Origin of the sequence: Microbacterium sp. LWH7-1.2, assembly GCF_038397755.1 — a bacterium.
Lineage (GTDB): Bacteria > Actinomycetota > Actinomycetes > Actinomycetales > Microbacteriaceae > Microbacterium.
The window spans coordinates 1,855,210-1,872,211 of sequence record NZ_CP151637.1 but is presented as its reverse complement, the minus strand read 5'-3'; the positions used below and the strand labels follow the sequence as shown (position 1 = coordinate 1,872,211).

Annotated in this window: 11 protein-coding genes; 4 read left to right on the top strand and 7 right to left on the bottom strand. The window is 70.1% G+C overall.

All coding sequences use genetic code 11. The features are described from left to right. Positions 1-178 precede the first annotated feature (178 nt). Positions 179-2,038: an ABC transporter ATP-binding protein gene (locus MRBLWH7_RS08820; protein WP_342001273.1), complete on the top strand. Its 1,860-nt coding sequence runs from the start codon at positions 179-181 to the stop codon at positions 2,036-2,038. After that, positions 2,035-3,849: an ABC transporter ATP-binding protein gene (locus tag MRBLWH7_RS08815; protein ID WP_342001272.1), complete on the top strand. Its 1,815-nt coding sequence runs from the start codon at positions 2,035-2,037 to the stop codon at positions 3,847-3,849. Before MRBLWH7_RS08820 ends, MRBLWH7_RS08815 begins: the two co-directional genes overlap by 4 nt. 518 nt (positions 3,850-4,367) lie before the next feature. Here the strand turns inward: MRBLWH7_RS08815 and MRBLWH7_RS08810 are convergent. From MRBLWH7_RS08810 to MRBLWH7_RS08785, 6 genes are all read right to left on the bottom strand, one after another. Then, positions 4,368-5,261: a DUF559 domain-containing protein gene (locus MRBLWH7_RS08810; protein ID WP_342001270.1), complete on the bottom strand. Its 894-nt coding sequence runs from the start codon at positions 5,259-5,261 to the stop codon at positions 4,368-4,370. Between the two features lie 252 nt (positions 5,262-5,513). After that, complete coding sequence (locus MRBLWH7_RS08805) at positions 5,514-6,428, bottom strand: BadF/BadG/BcrA/BcrD ATPase family protein (RefSeq protein ID WP_342001269.1); 915 nt, start codon at positions 6,426-6,428, stop codon at positions 5,514-5,516. Beyond that, positions 6,425-6,601, bottom strand: a complete 177-nt coding sequence (locus MRBLWH7_RS08800; protein ID WP_342001264.1) for a hypothetical protein — start codon at positions 6,599-6,601, stop codon at positions 6,425-6,427. Before MRBLWH7_RS08800 ends, MRBLWH7_RS08805 begins: the two co-directional genes overlap by 4 nt. Positions 6,602-6,725: 124 nt before the next feature. Continuing rightward, the gene (locus MRBLWH7_RS08795; RefSeq protein WP_342001262.1) at positions 6,726-9,203 is read right to left on the bottom strand and encodes a glycoside hydrolase family 2 protein; all 2,478 of its coding nucleotides are present in this window, start codon (positions 9,201-9,203) and stop codon (positions 6,726-6,728) included. A gap of 49 nt (positions 9,204-9,252) precedes the next feature. Further along, a complete protein-coding gene (locus tag MRBLWH7_RS08790; RefSeq protein WP_342001261.1) occupies positions 9,253-10,221 on the bottom strand; it encodes an acetylxylan esterase in 969 nt (322 codons plus the stop codon). Positions 10,222-10,397: 176 nt separating this feature from the next. Continuing rightward, the gene (locus MRBLWH7_RS08785; RefSeq protein ID WP_342001258.1) at positions 10,398-10,850 is read right to left on the bottom strand and encodes a GNAT family N-acetyltransferase; all 453 of its coding nucleotides are present in this window, start codon (positions 10,848-10,850) and stop codon (positions 10,398-10,400) included. Positions 10,851-10,996: 146 nt separating this feature from the next. On the opposite strand from MRBLWH7_RS08785, the gene MRBLWH7_RS08780 reads away from it, so the two are divergent. Then, positions 10,997-13,210 (top strand): NADP-dependent isocitrate dehydrogenase, encoded by a 2,214-nt coding sequence (locus tag MRBLWH7_RS08780; protein WP_342001256.1) that lies wholly within the window; start codon positions 10,997-10,999, stop codon positions 13,208-13,210. 85 nt (positions 13,211-13,295) lie between these two features. Here the strand turns inward: MRBLWH7_RS08780 and MRBLWH7_RS08775 are convergent, their stop codons facing one another. Further along, positions 13,296-15,491 carry a L,D-transpeptidase family protein gene (locus tag MRBLWH7_RS08775; protein WP_342001254.1) on the bottom strand — a complete coding sequence of 732 codons (2,196 nt, stop codon included), beginning with the start codon at positions 15,489-15,491 and terminating at the stop codon, positions 13,296-13,298. A 219-nt stretch (positions 15,492-15,710) separates the two neighbouring features. On the opposite strand from MRBLWH7_RS08775, the gene MRBLWH7_RS08770 reads away from it, so the two are divergent. After that, positions 15,711-16,910 (top strand): ROK family transcriptional regulator, encoded by a 1,200-nt coding sequence (locus MRBLWH7_RS08770; RefSeq protein ID WP_342001252.1) that lies wholly within the window; start codon positions 15,711-15,713, stop codon positions 16,908-16,910. Positions 16,911-17,002: the final 92 nt, after the last annotated feature.

Genomic DNA, 17,002 nt, shown 5'->3' with positions numbered 1-17,002 from the left:
GCCGCGTCCCCGCGTCCAGGGGTAGTCCTCCTCGCATCCGCCGGCCCCGCCGGATTCGGCATACAGCCGTCCCCCGGAGCGTTCCTCCTCGAGGAAGCTCTTCTCTCATGACAGCGCTCCCACGCTTCGCTGTCGCCACGCGACCCCACGACGGGTCACCGCCACACCCACAAGGATCATGACCACCACCGCCCTCGCTGAACGATCAGAACAGCCGCAACGGTCCGAACTGTCCACCTTCAAAGCCCTCGCCCGGCTCCTTCCCTTCGCGAAGCCGGTGCTTCCCCGTCTGGTGATGGGCGCCGCCAGCGCGCTCGTCGCGAGCCTGCTCGCCCTGACCATCCCGCTCGTGCTCGAGCAGGTCGTCGGCGGCCCGATCGCCTCTGGCGACATCGCCATGATCGGGTGGGGCGCCGCCGCGATCCTCGCGCTGGGACTCGCCGAGGCGCTCATGGTCTGGCTCCGTCGCTGGTTCGTGCTCGGACCCGCGACGATGGTCGAGTACGAGCTGCGCCAGACGTTCTACTCCCGCCTGCAGCGCCTGCCGGTCGCCTTCCACGATCGGTGGCAGTCGGGGCAGCTGCTGAGCCGCATGATGCAGGACATCAGCATGCTGCGCCGCTGGCTCGCTTTCGGGCTCGTGCTGCTCGTCGTCAACGTCATCACCATCGCCGTCGGCACGGCGCTGCTGTTCCGCTGGCACTGGGCGCTCGGCACGATCTTCCTCGTGACGTCCGCACCGCTCTGGTACGCGGGATACCGGTTCGAGAAGTCCTACGGCACGCTCGCGCGGCAGTCGCAGGACCAGGCGGGCGACCTCGCCACATCGGTCGAGGAGAGCGTGCACGGAATCCGGGTGCTCAAGGCGTTCGGCCGCGGCAAGCACGCGCTGCAGAAGTTCACGCGCCAGGCCGAGACGCTCCGCGAGACCGAGCTGAGCAAGGCGCGCGCCGTCGGCTGGATCTGGTTCTGGCTCGTGCTGCTGCCCGACATCGCGTTCGCGCTGTGCCTCGGCGCGGGCATCTACCTCACGGCGATCGGCCAGCTCCAGGGCCCCGAGCTCATCGCGTTCTTCGCCATGGCGACGGTACTGCGCTGGCCGATGGAGTCGATCGGATTCCTGTTCTCGTTCCTCCTCGACGCGCGCACCGCGTCCGACCGCATCTTCGAGGTGTTCGACGAGCAGAACACCATCGTCGATCCCGAGACGCCGGCCACGATCGCGAAGCCGCGGGGCGAGCTCGCGTTCGAGGGCGTGCACTTCCGGTATCAGGATGCCGCGGAGCGGGAGCGCGACCTGCTCGACGGCGTCGACCTCGTGTTGCGGCCCGGAGAGACGATGGCCCTCGTCGGCCTCACCGGCTCGGGCAAGACGACCCTCACGACGCTGCCGACGCGCCTGTACGACGTGACCGGCGGCCGCGTGACGCTCGACGGCGTCGACGTGCGCGACCTCACGCTGGGGGAGCTGCGCCGGCACATCGGCATGGCGTTCGAGGACGCGACGCTCTTCTCCCAGACCGTGCGCGACAACGTGCTGCTGGGCCGCGAGGACCTCGTGCCCGGCAGCCCCGAGGCCGAACACGTGATGCGGGAGGCGCTCGACGTCGCGCAGGCGTCGTTCGTCGACGACCTGCCGGACGGCGTCGACACGATCATCGGTGAAGAGGGTCTGTCGCTCTCGGGCGGCCAGCGCCAGCGCCTCGCGCTCGCGCGTGCCGTCGCCGCACGGCCCGCGGTGCTCGTGCTCGACGACCCGCTGTCGGCGCTCGACGTCGACACCGAGGCGCTCGTCGAGGACGCGCTCCGCGAGGTCCTTCACGAGACGACGGCACTCGTGGTCGCGCACCGTCCGTCGACGGTCACGCTCGCCGACCGTGTCGCCCTTCTCGAGGCGGGACGCGTGACGGCCGTCGGAACCCACTCCGAGCTGCTGCGCACCAGTGAGCACTACCGGCACGTGATCTCGAGCCTCGAGATCGAGGAAGCCCGCATCCGGGCGAGACAGGAAGACCAGGATTGGGAGGTGACCCTGTGAGCACGACGGTGACCGGAACGAGCGGCGAAGATCGCTCCGACTACACGCGCGCCGAGAGCAAGGCGATCCGCAAGCGCTCGCTGCGCCTGCTCGGCTCGCTCATCACCCCGGTGCGGGGGCAGCTGATCCTCGCGGGCGTCGTGCTCGTGGTCTCGACGGCACTGCGCGTCGCGGGGCCGTGGCTCATCGGCATCGGCATCAACAACGCGCTGCCCGCCGCGGTGGAGCGCATGGATTGGGCGCCGACGATCCTCGTGGTCCTCGTGTACCTCGTGACCGCGCTCGGCGGCGCCGCTCTCATCGGGTGGTACGTCGTCGTTGCGGCGCGCCTCACCCAGGCGATCATGCTGGACCTGCGCAAGCGCATCTTCCTGCACACGCAGCGGCTGAGCCTGGAGTTCCACGAGTCGTACACGTCCGGCCGGATCATCTCGCGGCAGACGAGCGACCTCGACACCATCCGCGAGCTCCTCGACGGGGGCCTGAACGAGCTGGTGTCGGGCATTCTCTACGGTGCGTTCACGCTGGTCGCGCTGTTCATCGTGGACTGGCAGTCGGGCCTGATCCTCACGTTCATGGGTATCCCCCTCTTCCTCCTGATGCGCTGGTTCTACACGCGCTCGCAGCTCGTATACCGCGAGTCGCGCGTCATCAGCGCGAAGGTGATCGTGAAGTTCGTCGAGACGATGACGGGCATCCGCGCCGTGAAGGCCTTCCGCAAGGAGGGCCGCAACGACGAGGAGTTCGGCGGTCTGGCGATGGACTACCGGGACGTGAACATGCGCTCGATCCGCCTGTTCGGCACTTTCGAGCCGGGGCTCATGGCGGTGGCGTCGTTCACGCTCGCGATCGTCATCGCGTGGGGCGGCATCCGCGTCGTCGACGGCGCGATGGAGATCGGCTTCCTGCTGTCGGCCGTGCTGTACGTCCGCAACTTCTTCTCGCCGCTGCAGGAGGTCGCGTTCTTCCTGAACTCGTACCAGTCCGCGACGGCGGCGCTCGAGAAGGTGTCGGGCGTCCTGGAGGAGGAGCCCACGGTTCCCGACCCCAAGACCCCGGTCGACCTGTGGGAGGCGAAGGGCCACATCCGGTTCGACGACGTGCTGTTCGGGTACTCCCAGGACCGCGTCATCCTTCCGGACTTCTCGCTCGACATCCCGGCCGGCCAGACGATCGCACTCGTCGGCACGACGGGCGCCGGCAAGTCGACGCTCGCCAAGCTCGTGTCGCGGTTCTACGACCCGACGCGCGGCGCGGTGACGCTCGACGGTGTCGATCTGCGCAACCTGCACCCGAAGGATCTCCGCCGCGCGATCGTCATGGTCACCCAGGAGGCCTACCTGTTCAGCGGAACGGTCGCCGACAACATCGCCCTGGGCAAGCCCGACGCGACGATGGACGAGATCGAGGCTGCGGCGCGAGCGGTGGGAGCGGATGCCTTCATCCAGGCGCTTCCCGACGGCTACGCCACCGACGTCAACAAGCGCGGCGGTCGCGTGTCGGCGGGTCAGCGCCAGCTGATCTCGTTCGCGCGGGCGTTCCTGGCGAACCCGGCGGTGCTCATCCTCGATGAGGCCACGGCGTCGCTCGACATCCCGTCCGAGCGTCAGATCCAGGACGCGCTGCAGACCCTGCTCGCCGACCGCACCGCGATCATCATCGCGCACCGACTCTCGACGGTCGCGATCGCGGACCGCGTGCTGGTCATGGAGCACGGCGAGATCATCGAGGACGACACCCCCGAGGAGCTCATCGGCGGCACCGGCAAGTTCGCCCAGCTTCACGCCGCGTGGCGGGAGTCGCTCGTCTAGCCCGATCCGGCTTCGACCGCGGATGCCCCGGCCCCCTGTCCACACAGGGCCGGGGCATCCGCCGTACTCGGGCTCACGCGTAGGCGATCGAGACCGCGTGGGCGAGCGGATGCTGCGGCGCGAGGCCCGCGAGGGCCGCGAGGGCCGCGGCGCCGTCGACTCGGCCCGTCCGCCGCCCCCCGCGGATCCGGAATTCGGAGTCCTTGCGCTTTTCCGGGTCAGGCGGGCGGCGGCGGTCCGAAAACGGCGCGAAGGTCCGATCTTCGGATCGGGTCGCGGATGGATCACTCGCCGCCATATCGCGGCGAGCGGATGCTGCAGCGCGCGTCAGCGGGCGGTGACGGCGCCGTCGACCATCCCCGGATCCGGACTTCGGGGTTCTTGCGCTTTCCCGGGCTGGCGGGCGGGTGAACATCCGGACAACCGCGCCGGAGTCCGATTCTCGGATCGCCGTGTGAGCTGGCCAGAACGGGCCGTACACCCGCGCCGGCTGGGCGTGCGGCGGGGGTGGCCCCGAATCACCGAGCCAGGTGTACGCCTGCGGCGATCGCGCGGGCGATCGTCCGCTCGACCGTGTCCCAGCCACGAACCACCTGCTCATACGTGAATCGGAACACTGTATAGCCGTTGAGCGAGAGTTCTGCGTCGAACGCCACGTCCTTGGAACGTTGTGCAGAAGAAGAGTGGTGGGCGAAGCCGTCGACCTGGATCACCAGGCGTTCTCCGATGAGGAGGTCGACCGGCCGCCCGAGGAGGACAACCTGCTGACGTAGCGGAACACCCCAGCCGCTCAGACGAACCACCAGAATCGTCTCCAGGCCCGAGTCGGACTGACCTGATGCGCGTTGTGCGCACTCGCGCGCCTGTCGGTGAGGCCAGTGAACACGTCGGATCGCCATCGGCGTGATCTTCTCGGTCTGGAGCGCGGAGTTCCAGACGATCTGCGCGTCCTCCGGGGCGAGGCAGACCGAGATGTGGGCGAGTGTGTCTTCGACCGACTCTAGAAGCCCGTAGCCCGGCGCTGGTGCGATGCGCTGCGTCCAATGTGCCACGACAGGCGAAACGGGCGACGCAGCGTGTGGCTCGAGCCGAACGTGAATGGAGTCGTCCACGCCCTCGGGTATCCACCATGCCCGGCGCCGCGCAGCCGACACGCAGGTGAGGCTGCCCCCGTTCTCGGCCGCGATCAGGAGGTCGGCGGGTGCGGCATCCGTCGCCAGCCATTCACGGCGGACGCGACGCAGAGCTCCGCAGCGCACTGCGGCTCGGCGCACGGGCAGTGGGAACCCCGCGTTCCCGGCAGCGTTTCGGTGCGCGATTCCGCCGGAGGCGATCACCCACACGACAAGCTGCTCGATCTGGCGGGCCATGCGCTGGGTGGTGTCTCGGGAAGCGTTTCGGACGAGGCTCACCCGCAGCATCCTTCCGCCGTCGCGGCTGCTCAAAGAGGAACTCCACAGGCGCGACCGCTCCTGCCGCTCAGCCCCTCCCTGGGGAGGAACGCGCGCCGGACGCCTCGGCTCTTCGATCGGCCACATCCTCCCCGATCCGGAATTCGGACTTTCAGCCGCTTTCCGGATCAGTCGACTTCTGGCGTACCGGAAACTGTGCGATCGTCCGAATTCCGGATCCGCGACGGAGGGGACTCCACGACGCGTGGAGCGTCAGGCGTGGGCGATCGAGACCGCGTGGGCGAGCGGATGCTGCGGCGCGAGGCCCGCGAGGGCCGCGGCGCCGTCGATGCCGTGGCCGAGGGGCTCGACGAGCGTGACGTCGAACTCGCTCGCGGCGATGTGCGATGCGAACGCCTCGCGCAGCCGCGGGGAGCGGAAGACACCGCCGATCGCGCAGGCGGCGAAGTGCTCGCCGGGCTCGTCGGAGCGCACGCGGCGCAGCGCCGTCTCGACGCTGTGCGCGAGCTCACCGCCGGCTCGCACCGTGATGTCCTGCGACACCGCGTCGCCCTCCGTCGCGAGGCGCGAGACGTGCGCCGCGAAGGAGGCGATCACGCTCACGCGCTCGGGGTCGGACTGCAGGTGGATGTACGCCTGGCTGAGGTCGGGCCAGCGTTCCTCGGCCACCGGGCGCAGCGCCGTCGCCGGTCCGCGACCGTCGTACTCGCGCATCACGGCGTCGAGTGCCTCGCGCCCGATCCAGTATCCGCTGCCCGCGTCGCCCATCAGGTAGCCCCACCCGTCGACCCGCGCCACCCGCGACGCGCCCACAGCGAGCGTGACGACGCCGGTGCCCGCCGCGACGACGGCGCCCCGCGCGTCGCCGAGCGCGCCGAGGAACGAGGTCGTCGAGTCGTGGGCGAGGATCACCTCGCGCACGGCGGCGTCGTCGATGCGGGCGAGGAAGGCGGCAGCATCCGATTCCCGCGTGGTGAGGCCCGACACACCCGCGCTCACGACGGAGACCTCGGCGCCCGTCCGCTCGATCGCGGCGCGGGCGACGGCCGCGAGCTGGGGGATGAGCGGCTCGCCGGTGCGGATGCCCGGGAACACGATGTCGTGCTCGCGCACCCGCACCTTGATGCCCGTCTGGCCCGCGTCGATCGCGAGCACCGCGGCGCTCATCGCGGGACCCCCGCCGCGAGGGCCGTGCACTCCGCGCGGAGATACTCTCCCGCGGGCTTGCCGTAGGCGCAGTCGTCCTTCGCGGTCGCTTCCTCCGCGGAGTGCACGCCGGCGGGCACGTCCCACATCATGAATCCCTCCATCCACGCGCGCTCTGCGCGCGCCTCGAACATGACCCTGTCGTACCGCAGTTGCTCGTCGCCCGGAACCCCACCGGGCAAGGACCAGCTGTTCGGCCGGTCGAGGGCTCCCTCCCGCGAAGGGCATCCGGCCCCATGACGAAGAACGGCATCCCGCTCACGAGACGACCAGCTCGTTGGCGGTGCGCATCACCCGCGGATCGGACAGGACGGATGCTGCGAGCCCCTCGCCGTCGTGACGAACGACGAGCGTCGTGCTCTCGCCCGGCAGCAGGGTCACGAGCGCGTCGGACGCGACGGCATCGGGATCGATCTTGTCGACGAGCAGCGTGAGATCGCGCACCAGCGTCGAGGCCGTGAACGTGACCCGCGTGCCACCCTCGACCGGCTGCGTGCGCACCTCGACCTCGGCGGCACCGAGCGCCGAATCCCGGGGCTCGGCGAAGAACCAGAAGCCGCGCACGTCGTCGACGCCCGCCACAACGAGTTCCGCGGCCGCGTCGGCCGCGACCGCGACGTCGGCGGGCAGCGCGACGGTCACGGTCTCGCGCGGGTCCAGCGAGACCGGGGTCGAGTACCGTGCGAGCTCCTCGCCGGTGAACGCGACACGCCGCGCGACGACCTCGCCGGACCACTTCTCGGCGGTGTCGTTCACGAGCACCGCGGCGAGCCCGCCCTCGCGAGGCTGGATCGTCGCCAGGCGCGGGGCGAACGCGTTCTTCAGCCCGTAGTAGAGCGGCTTCGGACGCTCGTCGCCGTCGATCGCGGCCCACGACGTGACCGGCCAGCAGTCGTTGAGCTGCCACACGATCGCTCCCTGCGTGCGCGGCGCCCAGGAGCGGAAGTGCTCGAGGGCGGTGCGCACCGCCAGCGCCTGGTTGAGCTGCATGGCCCAGTGCCAGTCCTCCATGGCCTCCGGCATTCGGAAGTGGGGGATGAGACCGTTCGAGAGCTTGGTGTTCCCCTCCATCGCCTTCTGGTGCACGATCATGCCCGGCGATTCGGGCGTCAGCGGCGCGTCCGACACGGAGCGCACGAGCGTGCTCCACGCCGGCGGTCCCTGCCAGCCGAACTCGGCGACGAAGCGCGGTCGGTGCTCGCGGTAAGTGGGCCAGTCGCGGCGGTTCCACTGCTCCCACAGATGCACCGAACCGTGCTGCTCGTCGTTCGGGTGCGGGCCGGTCTGCGCCTCGCCGTCCCAGCCCATGCCGGGGCTGAACGGGCTGCCGGGCGCGTACGGCACGTGCGGCGCGAACTCGGCGACGAGCGCCGGGAACAGCTCGTAGTAGTAATGCGCACCCCACGTCCTGCCGTCGAGGCGCAGCTTCCAGCCCCAGTCCTCGTAACCCCACAGATTCTCGTTGTTGCCCGTCAGCAGCACGAGCGAGGCGTGGTGGCCGAGTCGCACGATGTTCTCGCGCGCCTCCGCCTCGATCTCGGACCGCAGCGGATCCTCTTCGGCGTAGGCGGCGCACGCGAACAGGAAGTCCTGCCACACCAGCAGACCCAGCTCGTCGGCGAGCTCGTAGAAGTCGTCGGACTCGTACAGCCCGCCGCCCCACACCCGGAGGAGGTTGAGGTTGGCGTCGAGCGCCTGCTCGAAGCGGCGCCGCAGGCGATCGCGCGTCACGCGCACGGTGAGTGCGTCATCGGGGATCCAGTTGACACCCTTCACGAAGACCGGGTGGTCATTGACGACGAGGCTGAACGGCGTGCCCTCCTCGTCGGGCGTCATGTCCCACCGCACGTCGCGGAAGCCCACCTTGCGCGCGGTGCGATGGAGGACCGTGCCATCGGATGCAGCGACCTCGACCTCCACGTCGTACAGGGGCTGCGCCCCGTACCCGACCGGCCACCACCGCTCGACCTCGGCCAGCGTGAGAACGACGGTCGCGTTCGCGTCGCCCGCGGAGAGACTCACGGATGCCTCGACCCCGCCGCAACCCACGGTCACCGTCACCGCGCCCTCGCGCGAGCGCTCGAGCTCGACATCCACCGTGATCGTGCCGCCGTCGCCCACGGGAGCAGCGGCCACGCGCGTCCGCGCGAGGCGCGCGACCGACCAGGACTCCAGCCCGACCGGTTTGACGATGCCGCTCGTGTACGTTGCGATGCCCCAGTCCCAGCCGAAGCTGCAAGCCGACTTGCGGATGGCGTCGTAGGGCAGCGGGTACGGGCGCTGCCGCACGCCGAGCGCGACGCTCTGCTCGTTCGCGTACTTCACGGGGGAGCGGAAGCGCACCACGAGTTCGTTCTCGCCCTCGACGAGCCGGTCGCGGACGTCGAACCGGTACGAGCGGTGCTGGTTCGCCGTCACCCCGATCTCGTTCCCGTTGAGCAGGACCGCCGTGACGGTGTCGAGGCCTTCGAAGACGAGATCGGTGCGGTCCGCAGCATCCGTCGTCCAGGAGAACGTCGTCGCGTACGTCCAGTCGACGAGTCCGATCCACGCCAGCGCCGACTCGTTGTCGTCGAGGAAGGGGTCGGGGATCAGTCCGGCGGCGAGGAGATCGGTGTGAACGCACCCGGGCACCACCGCGGTGACGGCATCCGTCCATCCGTCCGGCACGGGTCCCGCGGATGCACGGAGCGTCCAGCCTGCGTCGATCGGGCGGAGGGAGAGGGATGAGGTCATGTGACGGCTCCTGCGGTGATGCCCGCGCAGATCCAGCGCCGAGGCGCGGCTAGATCAGGCCGCCGAGGAAGCGGGCCTGCTTCGGGAACTGGAACGCCTGGCCCCCCTCGTGGCCGTTGTGGGTGTAGACCTCGATCTGCTTCGTCGCGGTCGTGTGGCGGTTGAACGCCGCGTACACGGTCGACGGCGGGCAGGTGGTGTCCATGAGCGCGACGGAGTAGAGGGCCGCGGCATCCGCCCGCTTCGCCATGTTCACGCCGTCGAAGTACGACAGGGTCTCGAGCACCCGGTCGTCCTTGCCGCGGTGGACGGCCAGGTAGCGCACGACCTCCTCGTAGGGGTCGCCGCCGGTGAAGCCGACGGCGCGCTCGAAGTGGCAGAGGAACGGCACGTCGGGCATGACGGCAACGAGACCGTCGGAGAGCCCGGCAGCCGCGATCGCGATGCCACCGCCCTGGCTCGCCCCGCACACGGCGACGCGGTCGGCGTCGACCTGCGGCAGTGCGCGGACGGCGTCGACGGCGCGAACCGCATCCGTGAAAACCCGACGGTAGTAGTACGTCTCGGGGTCCTCGATGCCACGCGTCATGAAACCCGCCGACGACGGCCCGGTGCCGTGCGGATCTGGCGTGTCGCCGCCGGAGCCCCACATCGAGCCCTGGCCGCGCGTGTCCATGAGGAGGTGCGCGTAACCCGCTGCGGTCCAGCCGAGGCGCTCGCCCGGGAGACCGCGGCCGCCGCCGTAGCCCTGGTACTCGACGACCGCGGGGAGCCGGCCCTCGGCGCCCGCGGGCAGCGTCAGCCATGCCTTGACCGGGTCGCCGCCGAAGCCGGGGAACGTCACGTCGAAGATGTCGACCAGCGTGAACGGCGTATCGAGGCGAACGACGTCGGGGGAGGCATCCCACTGCCGCGACTGCCCGAGGGTCTCGGCCCAGAAGGCGTCGAAGTCGGCGGGTTCGCGAACGTCGGGGATGTAGTCGGCCAGTTCCGCGGGGGACAGATCGAATCTCGGCATCCGCTCACCCTAGCGCGTCGCGCGGAAGCGTTTCGACGCGGCGGACCGAGAAGGCGCGGACCGAGAAGGCGACGGGGTCTCGATGGGGGAGGGGTATTCGAGGCCCCGCCGCCGGTCTCTGAGCGCCCGGCGGGCGCTGTGTGGGGAAGTCTTCGGGTCGATCGTGCGGCTTCGCGTCAGAGACGGATCTCTGCGATGACTTCACCGTACTCGGTCTCGCCGACCGGTGTGAAGCCCACGCGCTCGAAGAATGCCTGCGGACCGCCTTCGCCGGCCTCGTAGATGACGTTCACGCGGTCCATTCCGCGGTTGCGGGCCTCTTCGAGGAGCCCGGCCACCGCGAAGCGGCCGACGCCCCGGCCCTGGTCGTCGGCGTCGACGTTGATGCGCCACAGCACCGAGCGGAAGTGCTCCTGCGGATCGTCGGGGTCGAAGTTGCCGCTGACGAAGGCGACCACCTCCTCGCCGTCGAGGACCACGCGCTGCCAGGTCGTCTGCGGGTTCACGACCGTCGCGGCGATGCCGTAGCTCACCGGCGACAGGTACTCCTCCTGGCCGGGCTTGAGCGACATATTGTTGACCGCCACGATGGTCGCGGCGGACAGTTCGACGAGTCGCAGTTCACCCATGGACCACAGGCTAGCCCCCATGACGACATCCGGCATCGTCGGAGTCTCGGATTAACACGGAGTTCATACGGAGAAGTATCTTGACGTCGAGATATCTCGGATGCTTGCGATAGGCTGAACGCCGACCCGCAAGAAGGACGTGACTGGTGACCGACTCGACCATCATCTACACCTACACCGACGAGGCACCGGCCCTCGCGACCGCCTCGTTCCTGCCGATCGTGCAGGCCGTGACCCGCCAGGCGGGAGTCGACGTCGAGACGCGCGACATCTCGCTCGCGGGCCGCATCCTCGCGGCGTTCCCGCAGAGCCTGATGCCCGACCAGCAGGTCGGCGACGCGCTGGCCGAGCTCGGCGGTCTCGCGACGCTCCCCGAGGCCAACATCATCAAGCTGCCGAACATCTCGGCCTCCATCCCTCAGCTCAAGGCCGCGATCGCCGAGCTGCAGGCGCAGGGCTACGACATCCCGGACTACCCGGACGAGGCGGAGTCCCTCGAAGACAAGGACGTGCGCGCGCGCTACGACCGCATCAAGGGCTCGGCCGTGAACCCGGTGCTGCGCGAGGGCAACAGCGACCGCCGTGCGCCGCTGTCGGTGAAGAACTACGCGCGCAAGCACCCGCACCGCAACAAGGCGTTCAGCGAGGGCTCGAAGACGCGCGTCGCGACGCTCGGCCACGACGACTTCAAGTCGAACGAGAAGACCACCGTCATCCCCGCCGACGACGTGCTCTCGATCCGCTTCGTCGCCGCCGACGGCACCACGACCGAGCTGAAGACCGGCATCAAGGTGCTCCCCGGCGAGATCGTCGACGGCACATTCCTCTCGGCGGCCGCGCTCGACGCGTTCCTCGCCGAGACGCTGGAGACCGCCAAGGCTGAGGACGTGCTCTACTCGGTGCACCTCAAGGCGACGATGATGAAGGTCAGCGACCCGATCATCTTCGGTCACGTCGTGAAGGCGTACTACGCCGACGTGTTCGACAACTTCGGCGTCAAGATCGCCGAGGCGGGCCTCACCCCGAACGACGGACTGGGCGCGATCCTCGCGGGCCTGGCTAACGTCGAGGGCGGTGACGAGATCGCCGCCGCCTTCGCGGCCGCGACCGACACCCCGCGCCTGTCGTACGTGAACTCCGACAAGGGCATCACGAACCTCCACGTGCCGTCCGACGTCATCGTCGACGCGTCCATGCCCGCGCTCGTCCGCAACGGCGGCAAGCTGTGGGGCGCCGACGGCGGCGAGGCCGACACCCTGGCCGTCATCCCCGACTCGTCGTACGCGGGCGTCTACCAGACCGTGATCGACGACGTCATCGCGCACGGCCCGCTCGACCCCGCGACCATCGGCACCGTCCCGAACGTCGGTCTCATGGCGCAGGCCGCCGAGGAGTACGGCAGCCACGACAAGACGTTCGAGCTGGCCGCCGCCGGCACGGTCCAGGTCGTGAACCAGGCCGGCGACGTGCTCCTCGAGCATGCCGTGCAGCAGGGGGACATCTGGCGCGCGACCCAGACCAAGGACGTCGCGATCCGCGACTGGGTGAAGCTGGCGGCCACGCGCGCTCGCGCGACCGGCGCCCCCGCCGTGTTCTGGCTCGACGAGAACCGCTCGCACGACGCAGCGCTCATCGCCAAGGTGAAGACGTACCTCGCCGACCACGACACCGATGGCCTCACGATCGAGATCCTCGCGCCGGCCGCGGCGACCCAGTACTCGCTGGACCGCCTGCGCAAGGGCGAAGACACCATCTCGGTGACCGGCAACGTGCTGCGCGACTACCTCACCGACCTGTTCCCGATCCTCGAAGTCGGCACCAGCGCCAAGATGCTGTCCATCGTCCCGCTCCTCGCGGGCGGCGGCCTCTTCGAGACCGGCGCGGGTGGCTCCGCCCCCAAGCACGTTCAGCAGCTCCTCGCCGAGGACTACCTGCGCTGGGATTCGCTCGGCGAGTTCTTCGCGCTCGCCGCGTCGCTGGAGCACCTCGCCGACTTCACCGGCAACGTGAAGGCGCAGGTGCTGGCCGACACGCTGGATGCCGCGACCGGCACGTTCCTCGAGAACGACAAGTCGCCCGGCCGAGCGCTCGGCACGATCGACAACCGCGGCAGCCACTTCTACCTCGCGCTCTACTGGACGCAGGAGCTCGCGAAGCAGCAGGCCGACCCCGAGCTCGCGGCGGCCTTCGCCCCGGTGGCCGAGGCACTCGCCGCGAACGAGCAGAAGATCGTCGAGGAGCTCCTCGCGGTTCAGGGCTCGGCCGTCGAGATCGGCGGCTACTACCGCCCGGACGCCGACCTGGTCGCCGGTGTCATGCGCCCGTCGCAGACCTTCAACGAGCTCATCGACGCGCTGTAATCACTGACGACGAAGGACGGATGCCTCGGCATCCGTCCTTCCGTCGTCTCGGGGACTGTTCACGCCGGCCGCGCGCGGTCCGCGATCAGGCGTGGACCCACACCTCGGTGCCGCGCGCCGTCCAGTCGTAGACGAACTTGGCGTCGTCGTTCCACATGTTGACGCAGCCGTGGCTCTGCGGCACGCCGAGACGGCTGCGGAACGCCGAGGCGCCGTGGAAGGCGATGTCCGGCGCGAACCACGTGATCCAGGGCACGTCCTTCGTGCAATAGCTGTTCACCGCGGCCGGGTTGTAGCACAGCGCGCCCATGTCCTGGACGCGGGTGTAGGCGTTCACGGTGAAGTGGCCGGTGGGCGTCGGCGTGCCGGACAGCCCCGAAGAGATCGGGTACGAGCGGATGGCGCTGCCGTTCTCGAAGAGGGTCGCTGTCTGGCTGGACAGGTCCACCTCGATCGTGCGGGCGAGCGTCGCGACGACGGGCGCGACCTCGGTCACGGGCGTCTGGAACACCGCGTCGCCCGTCGCCAGCTGCGCGGCGGAGTCCGAGGCCAGGCCCGAGGTGTCGCCAACCTCGCGTCCCGAGATCCCCGGCGCCTCCTCGCGGAGCACCTTGCCCGCCGAGTTGGTGATGACGGCGCCGTTCTCGGCCGGCCGGTTGACCGCCGCCGGAAGCCCGTCGACCACGGTCTGGATGGCCGCCTCGTCGGCGGTGATCTCGTAGGCGGCATTCTCAGGGTCGGGCGTGACGGTCAGCCAGGCGGCCAGCGTCGCACGATCGATCGGCACCGTGCGCTCTTCGCCCACGTAGAAGCCGGCGGTGTCGAGCATGCCGTTCAGCTGCGCGACGGTGGCATCGGCGGTCTCGGTCGAGATGGCGGCAGGGACGTCGGCCGAGACCGGGTCGAGCTGAACGCGTGTCTCGCCGGCCTCGAATGCCGCCTGGATCGCGTCCTGGACGGCGGCCACGTCGATCCCGGTGCCGGCGACCGCGGGCGTGGAGACGTACGACGCGGTTGCTGCGTCGAACGCGAGCGTCGCGTCGGTGGCGTCGGTGTAGAGCTGCGGCGCGACCTCGCGCAGTGCTTCGGTGGCCGCCACAGGGTCGAGCTCGATCTCCGCGTCGGTCGTGGCGAACCATGCCGTCGGATTCCACATCGGATGCTGCGCGAAAGCGGCGTCGGCGAGCGCCCGGGCATCGACTGCGGCGCCGAGCTCGGCACCGGTGACCTCGGCGTCCTCGCCTGCGCCTGTGAGCACGACGGTCGTCTCGCCGAGGCGCTGCTCGATGGCCGCCGCAGCCGCGGCGGGCGTGAGCCAGCCGACCGGCACGCCGGCGACCGCGGTGCCGGGCGCGATGAGCACGAGCGACGAGACGACGAGTCCCACCACCGCCACGCCGGCAGCCGCGCTGATCCAGAGCGCCGTGTGCTTCTTCTTGGGCTTGGGCTCGGCGGGCGCCCACGCGAAGGCGGGTGAGCCGTCCGCGGGACCGGTAGCGGTGCCGGCGGCGGTCGCCGTCTCGGCGGAGAGGTTCGCAGTCGGCGCGAGCGGGGTCGCGGCTGCCTGCGTCAGCACGGCGGTCGCGACGACGACGGTCTCTGCGTCGGTGTCGGTGTCGGTGGTGACGGATGCCTCGGCCTGGCCGTCTTCGTCCGCAGCGGGCTCGTCGGCGGGCTCGGCCTCCAACTCCGCTTCGGCCTCCAACTCCGCTTCGGGCTCCAGCTCCGCTTCGGGCTCCAGCTCGTCGTCAACAGGCTCGGCCTCACCTTCGGGCTCGACCTCCGCGTCGAGTTCCGCCTCCGGCTGCGCTTCGGGCTCCAGTTCGGCTTCCGGCTGCGGTTCGGCTTCGGGCTCCAGCTCGTCGTCAACAGGCTCGGCCTCACCTTCGGGCTCGACCTCCGCGTCGAGTTCCGCCTCCGGCTGCGCTTCGGGCTCCAGCTCGGCTTCCGGCTGCGGTTCGGCTTCCGGCTCCAGCTCGTCGTCGGGCTCGGCCTCACCTTCGGGCTCGACCTCTGCGTCGAGTTCCGCCTCCGGGTCGGCGTCGGTGGCTTGCGCCGGCTCGTCCGCACCCTCGGCGGCGGGGGAGTCGTCCGCGACCACGGGCGCGACGGACTCTGCCGTCTCGGCATCCGCCGGGGGCTCAGCATCCGTCTCGTCCACGGCATCGGGTGCCGCAGTCTCCGCCGGTGCGGACAGCTCGTCCTCGACGGCCTGCTCGGCCTGGACGGCGTCGCCGACGGACGCCTTTCCGGCCTGCGACTCGGTCGCCAGATTCGTCACGCCACACCCCCGACTGTGATCCATGCTTCCCCCCATCGTAGGCGACTCGCCCGGGTGCTGAGGTCACGTCCTGGTCACGCACGAACCGCCGGTCACGGTCGGAAAACCGCACGCAGTTGTGTAACGATCGCGACACGGCGGATCACGGTTTTGTAAAGCATCCGCCCAAATCAATTCAAGGACTTGCGGAAAGTTAGTTCGTAAGGTCTACTAACAAACATGTCCAATACGGAAGCGCGGCGCGGCCCATCCATTATCGACACGCCGCAGAGCACCACCACGAACACCCGCGCATTCGCCCCTGGACGCACGCTCCGCCAGGGCGCGAAGGTTCTGCCCGAGCACGCTCGCGGCCACAACCGCTCGCTCGTGCTGCAGACCCTGTTCCACCAGGGCGCGATGAGCCGCGCCGACCTGTCCCGCGAGACAGGGCTCACCCGGGTCACGATCTCCGACCTCGTCGCCGAGCTCATCGCGGACGGGTTCGTCGCCGAGATGGGCGTGCGCGAGGCCTCGGGGCCTGGCAAGCCGGCGATCCTCGTCGACCTCGACCACGCAGGGCACCGGATCATCGGGCTCGACCTCTCGGGGAGCGACACCTTCATCGGCGCCGTCCTCACGCTCGACGGCGGCATCGTCGCGCGTCGCGAGGTCGCGGTGCCCGACGCCGATGCCCTCGTCGACACCGTCGTGGAGCTCGCCCGCGCCCTCGTCACCGACTCCCACGCGCCCGTGCTCGGCATCGGCGTCGGCACCCCCGGTGTCGTCGACGACCGCGGCGTCATCCTCACGGCGCCGAACTTCGGCTGGGCCGGGTTCGATCTCGAAGGCGCGCTGCGCGGCGCGCTCGGGGTCCCCGTCCTCGTCGCGAACGACGCCAACGCCGCCGTCCTGGCCGAGTACACGTTCGGCGGCGCACCTGACGACGTGCTCCTCGTCAAGGTCGGCCGAGGTGTCGGCTCGGGTCTGCTGCTCGCCGGTCAGCCCATGCGCGGCAGCCGCTTCGCCGCGGGCGAGATCGGGCACGTCACCGTCGGCACGGATGGCGGCCCGCAGTGCGCGTGCGGCAAGGTCGGATGCCTCGAGGCGTGGCTCTCGGTGCCCTCGCTGACCTCGCGGCTGAGCGCGGCGGCCGATCCCGCCGACCACGAGGGCATCCTCCGCGACGCAGGGGAGCGGCTCGGCATCGCGCTGGCCCCCGTGGTCGGCGCCCTCGACGTGTCGGAGATCGTCCTCTCCGGCCCCCCTGAACTCCTCGGCGGATCCCTCGCGGAGCAGACCGTCGAGACACTCCGTGCGCGCACGCTCGCGCCGTCCGTCGACGAAGGCGTGCGAGTGCGGATGACGGAGCAAGGCCAGGACATCGTCCTGCGCGGCGCCGCCGTCATGGTCCTGTCCGGACAACTCGGGGTGTCCTGACACAGCGCGATTCCCCGGCGGATCCCCCCGGATCCCACAACAACACGGAAGCTCCCCGCGGAGCCTCCCCACCCGCGGATGGGTCACCCGGC